Source organism: Streptomyces sp. NPDC005483 (assembly GCF_040606035.1).
Taxonomy (GTDB): domain Bacteria; phylum Actinomycetota; class Actinomycetes; order Streptomycetales; family Streptomycetaceae; genus Streptomyces.
Genome location: NZ_JBEXEA010000050.1, coordinates 1 through 14,537, shown reverse-complemented (window position 1 = coordinate 14,537; position 14,537 = coordinate 1). Strand labels below are relative to the sequence as shown.

Sequence of the window (14,537 nt, the reverse complement as noted above, 5' to 3'; positions counted from 1 at the left end):
TTCGACGGTGATACATGGACATGGCAGGCCACCTCCCTCGGGACGGAGGGTCCCCCTCCATCGTCCTCCTTCACCCCTTGATCGGGAATCCCGCATACCACTCTGACTGTCATCACGTTCCGCGATAAGCTCGCGGTGTGTACGACCCGGCGCAGTTGCGTACGTTCCTGGCGGTGGCGCAGACCCTGAGCTTCACGCAGGCCGCCCGCAGGCTCGGGCTGCGTCAGTCGACGGTGAGCCAGCACGTGCGGCGCCTGGAGGACGCCGCCGGACGGCAGCTGTTCACCCGGGACACCCACTCCGTGGAGCTGACGGAGGACGGCGAGGCGATGCTGGGGTTCGCGCGGCGGATCCTGGAGGTGCACGACCAGGCGACCGCGTTCTTCACCGGCACGCGCGTGCGGGGGCGGCTGCGGTTCGGGGCGTCGGAGGACTTCGTGCTCACCCGGCTGCCGGAGATCCTCGAGAGCTTCCGGTACGACCATCCCGAGGTGGACCTGGAGCTGACGGTCGAGCTGTCGGGCACGCTGCACGAGCAGCTGGCCGCCGGGAAGCTGGACCTCGTGCTCGCCAAGCGGCGGCCGGAGGATCCCCGGGGTGAACTGGTCTGGCACGACCGGCTGGTCTGGATCGGGGCGGAGCGGCTTCGCCTGGACGCGGACCGTCCGGTACCGCTGATCGTCTACCCGCCGCCGGGGATCACCCGGACGCTGGCCCTGGAGGCGCTGGAGCGACAGGGACGGGAGTGGCGGATCGTGTGCACCAGCGGGAGCCTGAACGGCCTGATCGCGGCGGCGCGGGCCGGGCTGGGGGTGATGGCGCACTCCCGGGGCCTGGTGCCGCCGGGGCTGGTTCGGGTGCCCGACCGGTCCGGGCTGCCAGAGCTGGGCCGGGTGGACTTCGTACTGATCCACGGGCGCCGGCGCACGGCCGCACAGGGGGCGGCCGACGCCCTCGCCTCCGCGATCCTGACGGGCGGCGACCGACTGCATCGACGGTGACCGCCGTGTCGGCCCCGAGGAGGGCTGTTCCGGGTGACCGAGCGCCTCACACCGCCGGAGCTCGGGCGGGTGGACCTCGTACCGCGCAGGAGGCCGCCAACACACTCGCCTCCGCGATCCCCGCAGCGGAGACCGACTGCAACGACGGTCGCCACCGCATCGACGCCATGGGGCTGCTCCGGGTGCACAAACGCCTCACACCGTCGGAGCTGGGGCGCGTGGACCTCGTAGCGCACAAGAGGCGCCACCACCCTCACCTCCGCGATCCTCCCGGGCGGGACCGACTGCAACGACGGTGACCGCCGCATCGACACCGGGGCGCTGGTACGGCTGCCCCACCGCCCCACGCCGCCGGAGTTCGGGCGGGTGGACCTCGTGCCGCGCAGGGGGCCGCTACCACCCTCACCTCCGCGACCCCCACAGCGGAGACCGACTGCATCGACGGTGCCCTCCGCATCGACGCCCGGGGGCCGACGCCGCCAGGGCCGGCCTAGCGCTCGGCACGGCCGACAGGGGCCTGATCGCGTCCCGGCGGGTCTGGTCCAGGTCGCTGTCGGCGGCACCGTACTGACGTCCCTGCCGCACGGGGTGGCGCGATGGCGGCACCCGTGTTCGTCCTGGTTCCGACAGATCCCGCCCCCTCCCGGAGTGACAAATTCCGGGCCGACGACGCTGACGGAAGAGAGGAGGGCAACCCGAGGTTGACCGTTTCTGCATGATCCGGAGCCATAGCCGGGTCGTACAGATTCGGTGGAGATTACGGTCCAGAACCTTACCCAACCGTCAGTTTTGTGTCCGACCCTTCCCCATGTGAGCGTATTTTCCGGTGCTGACCTGGCCATACATGAGCACCGCTCGGTTTCGGCCCCTCTCCCGCCGGATGCCAGGGTGGGGTAGCTTTCACGGCGCTGTGCGGAGCTTCACTGAGCGCCAGGGAGAGCGGGGAGCGGGGTTTGCGCGAGTTCACCAACCCTCCGTTGGCGTTGGCACCCCCCGTGGGCGGACTGGCCGACGTCGTCTTCGAGCATGCCCAGAACGATCCCGTGCACATCGCCCTCGGCCGCAAGGACGAGAACGAACAGTGGCGGGACGTGACGTCCGCGGAGTTCCGCGACGAGGTCATGGCGCTCGCCAAGGGCCTGCTCGCCCAGGGCATCCGCTTCGGTGACCGGGTCGCGATCATGTCCCGCACCCGCTACGAGTGGACCCTGTTCGACTTCGCCCTGTGGACGATCGGCGCCCAGGTGGTGCCGGTCTACCCCACGTCCTCCGCCGAGCAGTGCTTCTGGGCGCTGTACGACGCCGAGTGCACGGCCGCGATCGTGGAGCACGAGGACCACGCGATGACGATCGCCACCGTCATCGACCGGCTCCCCCAGCTGCACCGGCTGTGGCAGCTGGACTCCGGCGCGGTGCGGGAGCTGTACGACGCCGGCGCCGCCATCGAGGACGAGGTGGTGCACCGCCACCGGCAGGCCGTGACCCCGGACTCGGTCGCGACGATCATCTACACCTCGGGCACCACCGGTCGCCCCAAGGGCTGTGTGATCACCCACGGCAACTTCATGTACGAGGCGGACACCGTCATCGAGCGCTGGGAGCCGGTGTTCCACTCCAAGAAGGGCGACGAGGCGGCCACCCTGCTGTTCCTGCCGCTGGCGCACGTCTTCGGCCGGATGGTGCAGGTCGCCGCGATCCGCGGCGGGGTCCGCTTCGGTCACCAGCCGCAGATGAACGCGGCCGCCCTGCTGCCGGACCTCGCGGCCTTCAAGCCGACGTTCTTCCTCGGGGTGCCGTACATCTTCGAGAAGGTCTTCAACGCCTCCCGCCGCAAGGCCGAGAAGGAGGGCAAGGCCGGGCCGTTCGAGAAGGCCGTCGACGTGGCGGTGAAGTACGCCGAAGCGATGGAGGCCAAGGCCTGGGGTATCGGTCCCGGCCCGTCGGCGGGGCTGCGGATGCAGCACCAGCTCTTCGACAAGCTCGTCTACTCCAAGCTGCGGGCGGCGATGGGCGGCCGGATCCGGCACGCGATGACCGGCGGCTCGGCCATGGACCGCAAGCTGGGGCTGTTCTTCGCCGGCGCGGGCGTCCACATCTACGAGGGTTACGGCCTCACCGAGACGACGGCGGCCGCCACCGCGAACCCGCCCGAGCGCACCCGCTACGGCACGGTCGGCCAGCCGATCCCCGGCATGACCGTGCACATCGCGGACGACGGCGAGATCTGGCTGCACGGCGCCAACATCTTCCAGGGCTATCTCAACAACGAGAAGGCCACCGACGAGACCCTGCACGACGGCTGGCTCGCCACCGGTGACCTCGGCTCCCTGGACGAGGACGGCTATCTCACCATCACCGGCCGCAAGAAGGAGATCCTCGTCACCTCCGGCGGCAAGAGCGTCTCCCCCGGCGTGCTGGAGGAGCGGGTGCGTGACCATCCGCTGGTCTCGCAGTGCATCGTCGTGGGCAACGACCGGCCCTACATCGCCGCCCTGGTCACCCTCGACCAGGAGGCCGTGGAGCACTGGCTGGGGATGCGCGACAAGCCCCGGATGTCCCCGGCGCAGCTGGTGCGCGACGCCGACCTGGAGACCGAGGTGCGGCGCGCCGTGGTGGCCGCCAACACCCTGGTCTCGCAGGCCGAGTCGATCCGCACGTTCCGCATCCTGGCGCAGCCCTTCACCGAGGAGCACGGACTGCTGACCCCGTCGCTGAAGCTCAAGCGCAAGGCGATCGAGACGGCGTACGCGGGCGAGGTCGAGGCGCTGTACCGGGCCTGACGCCTCTCAGGCCCGGTCCGGCGGCCTGTCAGCCGATGGTCACGCGAAAGATCTTGTCCGATCCGTCCGCCGCTCCTCCGTTGTTGTCGCAGTTGGTGGTGGACAGCCACAGCTGGTCGGCGCCCGGCACCTTGGTGACCGTGCGCAGCCGGCCGTAGGTGCCCACGTAGTACGCGGTCGGCGTGCCGACGCTCTCGTTGTCTCCGTTGATCGGGATCCGCCACAGCCGCTCGCCGCGCAGGGAGGCCATGTAGACGACGTTGCGCACGATCGCGATGCCGCTGGGCGATGCCTCCGAGACGTTCCAGGTGGCCTTCGGGTTGGTCATCCCGGCGGTGGAGCAGGTGCCCTCGCAGGTCGGCCAGCCGTAGTTGGCGCCGGGTTTGATCAGGTTCAGTTCGTCCTTGGAGCTGTTGCCGAACTCGGCTTCCCACAGGCGGCCGTTGCGGTCGAAGGCGAGGCCCTGCGGGTTGCGGTGGCCGAGGCTGTAGACGTAGTTGCCGAACGGATTGCCCGGGGCCGCTTTTCCGTCCGTCGTCATGCGCAGGATCTTGCCGTTGAGGGAGTTCTTGTCCTGTGCCAGGTCCGGTGTCTGGGCCTCGCCGGTGGAGACATAGAGGTAGCCGTCGGGGCCGAAGGCGAGGCGGCCGCCGTTGTGGTAGCGGTTCTTCTTGATGCCCTGGAGGAGGACCTTGTAGTCACTCAGAGCGGTCCCGTCGTACGTCATGCGGACCACCCGGTTGCCCTCGGACGCGGTGTGCATGAAGTAGACGTAGTGGTTCGTCTCCCACTTCGGGTCGGCGGCGACGCCGAGCAGTCCGCCCTCACCATTGGTCGTGACGGCGTTCGGGACGGTGCCCACCTGCGTCTTCGTGCCGTCCTTGGTGACCTTCCAGACCCGGAAGTCGTCCCGCTCGGTGACGAGTGCGGTCTTGCCGTCGGGCATCCAGAAGATGCCCCAGGGGATGGTCCAGCCGGAGGAGAGGGTGGAGACGGAGGAGGGGACGCCGCCGTCGGTGGCGCAGGCCTTGGTGGTGAAGGTGACCGTGTTGCTCGGCTGGGAGACGTTGCCGGCCGCGTCGCGGGCGACGACGTTCAAGCTGTACGGGCTGTTGCAGGCCAGACCGGTCAGCGTGGTCGAGGTGCCGGTGGTGACGGACTTGTAGACGGTGGTGTCACTGCGCACGTCGTACCCGGCGACCGCCCGGTCGTCGGTGGAGGCGCCCCAGCTCAGTGCGGCGCTGTTGGCCGTGACGTCCGCCGCGGACAGGGTGCCGGGCTTGGTCGGCGGGGTGGTGTCGGAGCTGGGTCTGGTGGTGCAGTCGACGACGGGGCTCGCCGGGGATGTGTTGCCGGCCGCGTCGCGGGCGATGACGGTGAGGTTGTAGGTGGTACCGGGAGTGAGGCCGGTGAGCGCCTTGCTGGTCGAACCGCCGGGCGCCTCACCGATCTTGTTGCCGTGTTCGTAGAGGTCGTACGCCGTCACGCCCACGTTGTCGGTGGCGCCGCCCCAGGCCAGCGTGAGCCCGTTTTCGCCGATGTCGGAGCAGCTGGGCTGCCCGGGGCGGCTCGGGGCCTGGGAGTCGGTGGCCGCGTCGACGCCGATGCGGTCGAGGTTGGGGCCTCCGGCGGCGGTGGTGGCGGTCGCGCGGATCTTGGCGGAGCCCGCCGTGAGCGGGACGTCGACGGTCTTGGTGGCCCAGGTGTTCCAGTCGGCGGTGGCCGGGAAGGAGACGGCGGGCGACACGACCGTGCCGTTCACGGAGATGTCCATGGGCCGGTCGGTCGCGGTCCCGTTGGCGTAGCGGAAGGTGACGGACGTGGTGCCCGCCGAGGCCGCGCTCACCGTGAACTCCACGTACGAGCCCTCGACGTTGGTGTAGTCGACGAAGCCGGTGCCCGTGTAACCGGTGTGGTTGGTGGCCACCGTGCCCTGCACGACGGTCGCGTCCTCGGCCTGGTAGTCGGTGGCCGCGAGCGCGGTGCCCTGGCTCAGGCCGGCGAGCGGCAGGGCGAGGGCGGCGACGAGGCCGTAGGGCAGAAGTCTGTTGATTTTCACGGATGTTCCCTTCAGCCCGTGTACTGGGTGAAGACCTTGAGGTAGTCGTAGGGCTGCTGCGTCACGCCGCTGCAGGAGTCGCCGTCGGTGCCCGAGCCGCAGGGGCGGTCGCGGTTGACGGACCAGTAGGTGAGGCGCCCGATGTGGTGCTGCTGGGCGTAGGCGAGCATGGTCTTGAAGTCGGCGACGCGGACGCGTTCACCGGAGTCGTCGGTCTTTCCGTTCATCGACGACAGGCCGATGTGGGCGTAGGCGGCGGTGTCGCCGTAGCCGTAGGCCGACTTGACGCGAGCCTTGAGGCCTTCCATGGCCTGCGTGGTGAGGGTGCCCATGTTCGTGGTGCCGCCGCCGAAATCGAACGGCATGATGCACCAGACGTCGTTCGCCAGGCCCGAGTTGGCGGCCCGCTTGATCATGTCGACGCCGGTGGAGTCGGGGCCGCTGGTCGTGGTGCCGAAGGTGATGACGGTCTTCAGGCCCGGGTTGTTCGCCTTGACCGTCTTGAGCGCGTCGACGACCCGCTGCCGTACGGTCGCGTTGGACCACTCGGTGTTCTCGATGTCGATGTCGAGGGCCTTCAGCTGGTAGGCGTTGATCACCTTCTGGTACGCGCCGGCGAGCGCCGAGGCGCTGGAGCACTTCTCGCCGAGCTTCGCGCCGCTCCAGCCGCCGACGGAGACCATCACGTCCCCGCCGGCCCCTCTGATCGCGTTGATCTTCGCCTGGTCGTCGCCGCCGGTGAGCGGGCGGGAGCCGTCCCACTTCGGGTTGCAGGTGCCGTCGGAGAGGATGAAGGCGAGGGTGAACCACTTGACGCCGGTCGCCGACATCACGGCCGTGGGGTTCTGGGGGCTGCCCCAGCCGAGGTACTCGTAGGGGGCGACGGCCATGCCCGGTGAAGCCGCCGCAGTCTTCAGGGAGTTGACGGGCTTGACCCTGATGAGCCGGGTCTCGCCCGGGCGCAGGGTCGCGCTGTAGGAGTTCGCGATCACGCCCTTGTGCGCGCCGGACCACAGGTCGGTGACGTCACCGGAGCCGGTGAAGCCGGCCTGCGACCAGTTCACGCTCACCGTCTCGTTGCCCGAGGTGCCGGTGTTGAACAGGGCCACGACGTACTGGCCGTCGCTCTCCTTCTTGCTCCAGACCTGCCGCGCACCGCTGTTGACGATCCGCTTGGCCGCGACCCCGTCCTGGTCGACGCCGATCAGCCGGTCGTTGGTCAGCATCGCCTTGTCGACGGAGTCGAGCTGGGTGAGGTCGGTGCCGAGCAGCAGCGGCGAGGCCGCCATCGCCCACAGGGTGAAGTGGGAGCGCCGCTGGTCGGCGGTCAGGCCCACCTGGTCACCGTTGCCGATCTCCAGTGAGTCCAGGTCGTTCCAGCCGCCCGGTCCGGCGTACGGCTGCCAGGAGGCGGCCGCGTCGAAGCGCTTGGAGACGTGGGACCAGTCGGTGAGCGGATAGCCGCTGCCGTTGGAGCCTGGGCCGCAGTAGCACTCCACATCACCCTGGGTGCGCCAACTGTTGCCCAGTTTGCGCCAGGTGGTGGCGTCGGCGATCGGAAGGTTGTTGGAGAGCGCGTAGTTGATGGGCCGTCCGCTCGCCCTGAGTGCCTTGTCCCAGGCCTGGACGTCGGGGATGTCGGCACTGCCCACCCCGTCGATCTTCAGGTAGTCGACACCCCAGGAAGCGAACTGCTTGGCCCAGGAGTTGACGAACTCCTGGGCGCCCGGCTTGGAGTAGTCGATGTAGTACATGTTCTTGCAGTTGTAGTTCTTCTCGGTCTTCGAGGTGTCCGCGATGTCCTTGGCGTGGTACGGGGTTCCCTCGATCGGCGTGTTCTTCAGCACGGCGTTCTTCGCGATGCCGGGCGTGACGTAGAAGCCGAACTTCAGGCCCTTGGAGTGGACGTAGTCGGCCAGGGCCTTGATGCCGCCGGGGAACTTGGCCGGGTCGACGGTCCAGCGGCCGTGGTCGTCGACGACGAAGCCGTTGGAGTCGCACTTCTGCCAGAAGTCGTCGAGGTTGACGTACACGAAGCCGTGGTCCTTGAGGCCACTGGCGACGAGTGCGTCGGCCTGTGCCTTGATCTTCGCCTCGGTCGGGGTGCGGCGCACGAAGCTCCAGCTGGACCAGCCCATGGCGGGCCGGACGGACTGGCCGTTGTCGGAGGCGGCCGCTGGATGGGCGGTGCCCAGGAGCGGCACCGCCGCGGCGAGGAGCACACCCGCCACCGTGGCCGTGAGCGATCTGATACGGATCATGACTGTCCCCCGTTCGCGGGTGTGGCGTACGACGTGCCGATCCACGCCTCGTCGATGCGCAGTCGCTTGTAGCGGGTGGTGTCGGTGGAGGCGGCCCAGGTGGTGTCGACCTCCAGGCGGATGTAGCGGGCGTTGGCGGCGGTGAGGTCAATGCCCTGGATTCCGCGGCGACTTGGCAGCTGACCGGTCTTCACCGCGCTCCCCCAGGTCGAGCCGTCGTCGCTCAGGTACACCTTGTAGTCCTTGATCCGCGCGGACTGCTCGGTGTCCGAGCGGGCGTAGGCGACGGAGTCCTCGCGCTGGTTGAGGCCGATGTACTGCACCTTCTTCGCCGAGCCGAGGTCGAAGGTGAGGTTGACGGGCAGCGTCTTGTTGTTGTCCCAGTAGGTGAGGTAGTCGCGGTCACCGGCGGCCTGGCCTGTATGCCCGCTCGCCGAGGCGCTCGCGCTCACCTTGACGCCGGTGAGGATGCCCTGGCGGCCGGCGGTGGTGACCTTGAAGACGGTGTCGTACGGGTCCCAGGTGCCGAGTCCGGTCAGGGAGAGCACACCTCCGGACTGGGACCACGAAACCGCCTTGCCGGTACGGAGGTTGGTGACCGCGGCGATGCGGTAGCCGTTGTCCCGGACGCGCAGGGTGCTGGTGCTCGGCGGGGTCAGGACGTGCACGTACTGCCGGTTGCCGTCGCCCTTCGCGATGGTCGTGACGCCGTAGGCGCCGTCGTTCCAGGCGCCGGGTTTGAGGCCGCCGTACAGGTAACCGCCGCCCTCGGTGCCGTGCAGGGACTCCCAGATGGGGTCGAGGTAGGAGTCGGCGAAGGTGTTGAAGGCGGCTTGGTTGGCCGGGAACGTGCCGTTGACCTGGGCGGTCTCCGCCATCAGCGCCTTCACCGAGGAGCCCGCGTTGGTGATCAGGCGGCCGAGGGTGAGCGCGCGGTCGACGGAGGGGTCCGTGCCGCCGTACCACCAGGCACCGGTCGACGGGAGCTTGAAGTCCGCCTCGGTCAGGCGGGGTTGGGCGGTGTAGACGGCCTGCGGATAGTCGTAGGCCGGGGTCATGCCCGTCTTCTGCTCATTGCTGATCATGTCCATGATCGGCGTGTCTTCGTTGTTGTTGCTGAGCGTGTAGTTCGGGCGCTTGTCGTAGATCTGCTGGTAGAGGTCGTGGCTCTCCCAGTAGGAGCTGTCGTTGTCGATCCAGAAGCCGCCGAGGTCGGGATAGCGGTCCATGACCTCGAAGAAGTTGTCGTAACTGAACTGCCCGAAGCCGTCGTTGGTGGTCAGGTCGACGTCCTTGCCCTTGTAGGAGGAGTACGCGGCCGAGTCGAGCCACTCGTGGCCGCCCTCGTCGTGCCACTGGGGGTCGTTGGTCATGTAGAGGATGACCTTCATGCCCTTGGCCTTGGCGGCCGTGATCAACTCGCCGAGGAAGTCCCGCTTGGTGGAGCAGGATCCGGGGATCTTGGAGGGCCAGGGGCGGGCGTAGCCGAGGCGGCTGTGGAAGCTGGCGAGGACGAGGTACTGGGTGTGCAGCTTCTGGGCCTCCTTCACCCAGTAGTCGGGACTCCAGCCACCGTTCGTGACGTCGTTCTCCCAGGCGGTGCAGCTGGTGTGGGCCGGTGCGGTGCGCAGGCCCCAGTGCAGGAAGAGGCCGCCGACGGAGTTGCGCAGGAAGTCCTGGCGGGGGTTCTCGAGGTCGAGCGGCTTCACCGCCGCACTGCCGCAGTCCTGGCTGCCCGAGACCCGCAGGGCGCCGCCGGAGGTGTTGTGACTGCCCGTCAGGCAGACGCCGGAGGTGTCCTGGAGGCCGACGTCGTACGGGGAGCCGGAGCCCTTCTGCGCGGTGAACCGGGTGAGCCGGATGCCGTCGGCCGCGTTGGCGATGAACGCGGGCCGGCCGTCGTCCGCGGCGAACTTGACCGAGCTGTCGGTGAACCGGACGTTGTCGGCGTTGTGGACGTACCAGCCGTAGGCCGGGCGGGTGCCGATGGCCTTGGGGTTGTAGTCGTTCGGGTCGTTGCCCGGCACCCCGGTGGACATGGTGCCGTTGCCGCCCGGGACCGTGATGTCGACGTTGTTGAAGGTCACGCCCTTGATACGGTGGCCGGTCTCACCCCACAGGGTGGGACTGAAGGACGGGCTGCTGCCGGTGGCCGTGATGTCGTCGTACGTGATGTCGCTGATCGAGCCGACCCCGGGACTGTTGCCGCACCGCTTTCGCGTGCCGATCTTCTGCATGATCGGCGAGTGGACGTTCGTCATCGTGATGTCGCGGTAGTGGACGTCGGAGATCTTCGCGCCGTCCATCGACACCATGCCGAGGCCGGACTTGTCGGCTCCGTCGATACGGATGTTCTCGAACCGGTAGTCCGAGAAGTCGCCGCAGGTCTCCGAGCCGAACATGAGGGCGTTGCAGCAACGGGCGGACAGGAAGCTGTCGTTGACGCGGACGTGGCCGTTGGGGAGTTTGGCGCCGAGCGCGTAGTCGCTCTTGAAGACCAGGGCGTCGTCGTTGGCCCTGATGTTCGCGTTGGTCACCGTGACGTTCGTCGTGGAGATGATGTTCCAGCCGTCGCGGTCGCTCGCGGTGTCGATGGTCAGGTGGTCCGACGTCACGTTCTTGCAGCCGTTGATGAGCGCCGCGAAGTGGCCGCCGCGGCGGAGTGTGAGGCCGTCACCGATCGTGAGGCCGTCGCACCGGGTCAGGGAGATGATCTTGTCGGCCTCGCCGGACTTCGGGTTGCCGGTGATCAGGTTGCCCATGCCGTCGATGACGCCCTCGCCGACGAAGCCGATGTCGGTCAGCTGGTCGCCGTGGATCATCGCGTCGCGGAAGTGGCTGTGTCCGTAGTCCTGGTAGTCGTCGTACGGATTGGACTCGGCCTTGTCGTAGGTGTCGGCGCTGGAGCCCTGGAGGGTGGCGCCCTTGTCGAGCCGGAGCGTCACATGGCTCTTCATGTGGATGGTGTTCTTCGACTTGTAGTCACCGGGCGGGAAGCGGACGACTCCGCCGCCCGCCGCCGAACTCGCCGCGGTGATCGCCTTGTTGACGGCGGGGGTGTCGTTGGCGGAGCCGTCGCCTTTGGCGCCGTAGTCGCGTACGTCGAAGACGGCGGCGGCTCGGGACGGGTCCTGCCGGGCGGCCGGGGACGCCGGGTGGCCGAGTCCGAGGACAAGGGCGACGACGAAGAGGACGATCGCCGCCGCTCGAGCGCGTGGATCAGTGGGGGGTTTCAAGGTGACGGCTCCTCAGACGAGTTGGTAGCCGCGCAGATTGGTCAGCAGCAGATAGGTGTTCTGGAGGGAGCCGGAGGTGTCGCCGAGGGAGCGGTAGATGCCCCACTTCGGGCGGACGCGGTCGGCCAGGAAGGTGTCGACGCCGGTCTTGGAAGCGTCGATGACGGTCGAGCCGCCGGACTTCAGGATCCAGCGGACCGAACCCGCCGAGCCGTCGCCGACCTTGATCTGGAAGTCGACGTCGGTCCATTTGTCGTGCAGCGGGTCCAGGTCGGTGCGGCCGACGAGGATGTCGTCGATGGCGAGCTTCAGCTCGATGGTCTGTTTGCCGTTCACCCGGCGCAGGGACTGCACGACGATCGGCGAGGTGCCGCTGCCGGGCTGCTTCATCTGCATGATGTGGGTGAAGGTGGTGGTCGCCTTCAGGGAGCTCGGGATGTACATCGAGTAGGTGAGCCGCCAGGTCTGGCCCTTCGTCCACTTCAGGTAGTCGCCGCCGCTGCCGTTGCGCAGCCCGGTGACCTCCTGGCGCTGGCGGTCGGTGGAGGTGTCGCGGTCGACCGTGTGCATGTCGAAGCGCCAGTTGTTGCCGGTGGCGTAGATGTGCGGCGATCCGGCGGGGTGCGAGTCGGCGCGGTCGTCCTCGATCGTCTCGAAGGCGCCCAGGCCGTCGCCGCTCGCGGACGGGGCCCACTTCTGCTGCCAGGAGGCGGCGTGGGCGGTGGTCGCCTGCGGCAGACCGACCGCCGCCGCCGTGGCACCGCCCAGCGCGGCGCCGAGCAGCCCCCTTCGTGATGTGCTCATGACACTAATCACCTCGCAGTTGTTCGTTCATGATCAGGAAGGCGCCCAGGCCGTGGAAGTCGTTGACGGCCCGGGTGCGGGCGACGTAGTACGCGTAGTCGCCGACGTTCGTGCCGACCGAGACGTCGGCGAGTTCGGTACGGCCGTCGGAGCCGACCGACAGCTTCGCCAGGACCCCCTGATAGCCGCGCCGGGCCACGGCGGCGTAGCGCGGGGCCAGATAACCGCGCTCGGCGCCGCGCGAGAGGGCGTAGGTGAACATGCTGGAGCAGGACGTCTCGGTCCAGTTGTCGCTCCGCCCGCCCTTGTCGATCACCTGGAACCAGCGGCCGGTTGCCGGGTCCTGGTACTTCTCGAGGCCTGCCGCCAGCTTCCGCAGGATCGCGAGGAGTTGGGGACGACGGGGCTGGTCCGCCGGGACGGCGTCGAGGACGTTGACGATCGCCATGGAGTACCAGCCGACGGCCCGGCACCAGTGCTCGGGGGCGAGCCCGGTCTCCGGATCGGCCCAGCTCACGCTCTTCGACTCGTCGTAGGCGTGCCTCAACAGCCCGTTCGCGACCTGGAGGTGGCCACCGTAGACGGCGAGCTGCCGCACCGCCTCGGCGCCCGTGTCGCCGCTCTCCCCGAACTCTGCGCCGTACTCGACGAGGAACGGGTTCACCATGTAGACGCCGTCCGCCCAGAGTTGGTGGGCCCGGCTCGCGGTGTCGGCGTGCCAGAAACCGCCGTCGTCCGTGCGGGGGTAGGTGGCGAGGCGGTCGAGGATCTTGCGCGCGGCCGTGCGGTAGCGGGCCTCGCCCGTCTCGTGGTGGAGGATCACCAGCAGCCGGCCGGCCTGCATGCTGTCCAGGCTGTTGAACGACTGGCCGATGGAGCCATCGGCACCGACGAACCGGTCGACGTAGCTCTTGATGTACGTGAGGTAGCGGGCGTCGTGCGTGCGCCGGTAGGTGAGGTACTGGCCATAGAGATACAGGCCGACCGGGTAGGACCAGCCTCCGATGGTGCTCGGCGTGTAGCGGGCCATGGTGGAGTCGACCATGGCGACGGACCAGTCCCGGTCCGGGGCCGGGCCGGTGGAGGGGCCGTTGGCCGGGGGTGCGGCCGCCGGCAGGGCGACCAGGGTCGCGGCGGTGAGTGCGAGGGTCGTCAGTGCCGTTCGCAGACGACGGCGTCTCATGTTCCTCCCTCTCCGTGGGTCAGGAGACACGGGAAACATCGGATGAAAGCCAACGCTAATTCATGTACATGAACTGAGTTCAGGATTCCGCTCGTTGGCGCGATCCAGAGTCGCGGCAGTCGGGTCAGCGGTCAATGGTCTGTACCGAAGACGTCGGATGCATTTCCGGCCAACTTCGACCATCGCCTGCTGACCGGCGGGTCAGTTCGGACGTATTCCCCCGTCAGGAATGCATCACGGCTCGTGATCGTTGACGATGGGAGTACCACCTGACGACAACCGTAAGGATCAAGAGCTCGTGAGTAGCAAGGTCCCCTCGATCATCCTCAACAACGGCGTGGAGATGCCCCAGCTGGGTTTCGGCGTCTGGCAGGTGCCGGACGACGAGGCCGAGCACGCCGTCGCCACGGCACTCGAGGCCGGGTACCGCAGCATCGACACAGCGGCGATCTACGGCAACGAAAAGGGCACCGGAAAGGCCATCGCCGCCTCCGGAGTGGCCCGTGAGGACATCTTCGTCACCACCAAGCTCTGGAACAGCGACCAGGGTTACGACTCGACCCTGCGCGCCTTCGACACCTCGCTGGAGAAGCTCGGCCTGGACTACGTGGACCTGTACCTGATCCACTGGCCCACGCCCTCCCGCGACCTGTACGTCGACACCTACAAGGCGTTCGAGAAGCTCCACGCCGACGGCCGGATCAAGGCCATCGGTGTCTCCAACTTCGAGCCCGAGCACCTGGAGCGGCTGATCGCCGAGACGTCCGTCGTCCCGGCCGTCGACCAGATCGAGCTCCACCCGCACCTCCAGCAGCACGCGGCCCGCGAGTACCACGCGGAGCAGGGCATCGCCACGGAGGCCTGGTCGCCGCTCGGCTCCGGCAAGGGCCTCCTGGAGGTCCCGGCCGTCGTGGCCATCGCCCGCAAGCACGACCGCACCCCGGCCCAGGTCGTGCTGCGCTGGCACCTCCAGCTCGGCAACGTCGTGATCCCCAAGTCCGTGACCCCGTCCCGGATCAAGGAGAACATCGAGGTCTTCGACTTCAGCCTGGACACCGAGGACCTGGCGGCGATCAGCGCGCTCGACGAGGACCGGCGCCTCGGCCCGGACCCGTCGACGTTCAACGCCGCCTGACGGCACAGCGGTTCGGCCGGCGGTGGGCCCCTTTCGAAGGGGCCCACCCCCCGCCCGGGGGGTTAGGGGAACGGCCCC

8 protein-coding genes are annotated in these 14,537 nt (G+C 68.5%); 3 read left to right on the top strand and 5 right to left on the bottom strand.

All coding sequences use genetic code 11. The annotated features are described in order from the left end of the window. Positions 1-137 precede the first annotated feature (137 nt). Positions 138-1,001, top strand: coding sequence for a LysR substrate-binding domain-containing protein (locus ABZT06_RS45345; RefSeq protein ID WP_355754592.1), 864 nt, complete (start codon positions 138-140; stop codon positions 999-1,001). Between the two features lie 953 nt (positions 1,002-1,954). Next, positions 1,955-3,781, top strand: a complete 1,827-nt coding sequence (locus tag ABZT06_RS45340) for an AMP-dependent synthetase/ligase (protein ID WP_355754589.1) — start codon at positions 1,955-1,957, stop codon at positions 3,779-3,781. A gap of 28 nt (positions 3,782-3,809) precedes the next feature. Here the strand turns inward: ABZT06_RS45340 and ABZT06_RS45335 are convergent, their stop codons facing one another. From ABZT06_RS45335 to ABZT06_RS45315, 5 genes are read right to left on the bottom strand one after another with little or no spacing between them, the layout of a single operon-like run. Further along, a complete protein-coding gene (locus ABZT06_RS45335; protein WP_355754586.1) occupies positions 3,810-5,840 on the bottom strand; it encodes a PQQ-dependent sugar dehydrogenase in 2,031 nt (676 codons plus the stop codon). 11 nt (positions 5,841-5,851) lie between these two features. Next, positions 5,852-8,101 (bottom strand): alpha-galactosidase, encoded by a 2,250-nt coding sequence (locus tag ABZT06_RS45330; RefSeq protein ID WP_355754583.1) that lies wholly within the window; start codon positions 8,099-8,101, stop codon positions 5,852-5,854. Beyond that, the gene (locus tag ABZT06_RS45325; protein ID WP_355754580.1) at positions 8,098-11,337 is read right to left on the bottom strand and encodes a glycosyl hydrolase family 28 protein; all 3,240 of its coding nucleotides are present in this window, start codon (positions 11,335-11,337) and stop codon (positions 8,098-8,100) included. Before ABZT06_RS45325 ends, ABZT06_RS45330 begins: the two co-directional genes overlap by 4 nt. A gap of 12 nt (positions 11,338-11,349) precedes the next feature. Then, positions 11,350-12,141 carry a heparin lyase I family protein gene (locus ABZT06_RS45320; RefSeq protein WP_355754578.1) on the bottom strand — a complete coding sequence of 264 codons (792 nt, stop codon included), beginning with the start codon at positions 12,139-12,141 and terminating at the stop codon, positions 11,350-11,352. Between the two features lie 4 nt (positions 12,142-12,145). Next, positions 12,146-13,324: a glycoside hydrolase family 88 protein gene (locus tag ABZT06_RS45315; RefSeq protein WP_355754576.1), complete on the bottom strand. Its 1,179-nt coding sequence runs from the start codon at positions 13,322-13,324 to the stop codon at positions 12,146-12,148. 298 nt (positions 13,325-13,622) lie between these two features. Here ABZT06_RS45315 and ABZT06_RS45310 point away from each other — a divergent pair, with 298 nt between their 5' ends. Then, positions 13,623-14,459 carry an aldo/keto reductase gene (locus ABZT06_RS45310; RefSeq protein WP_355754573.1) on the top strand — a complete coding sequence of 279 codons (837 nt, stop codon included), beginning with the start codon at positions 13,623-13,625 and terminating at the stop codon, positions 14,457-14,459. Positions 14,460-14,537 lie beyond the last annotated feature (78 nt).

Coding starts and splice junctions, on each gene's coding strand:
- ABZT06_RS45330 (WP_355754583.1), bottom strand. CDS start 8,101: ATGATCCGTATCAGATCGCTCACGGCCACGGTGGCGGGTGTGCTCCTC.
- ABZT06_RS45320 (WP_355754578.1), bottom strand. CDS start 12,141: ATGAGCACATCACGAAGGGGGCTGCTCGGCGCCGCGCTGGGCGGTGCC.
- ABZT06_RS45315 (WP_355754576.1), bottom strand. CDS start 13,324: ATGAGACGCCGTCGTCTGCGAACGGCACTGACGACCCTCGCACTCACC.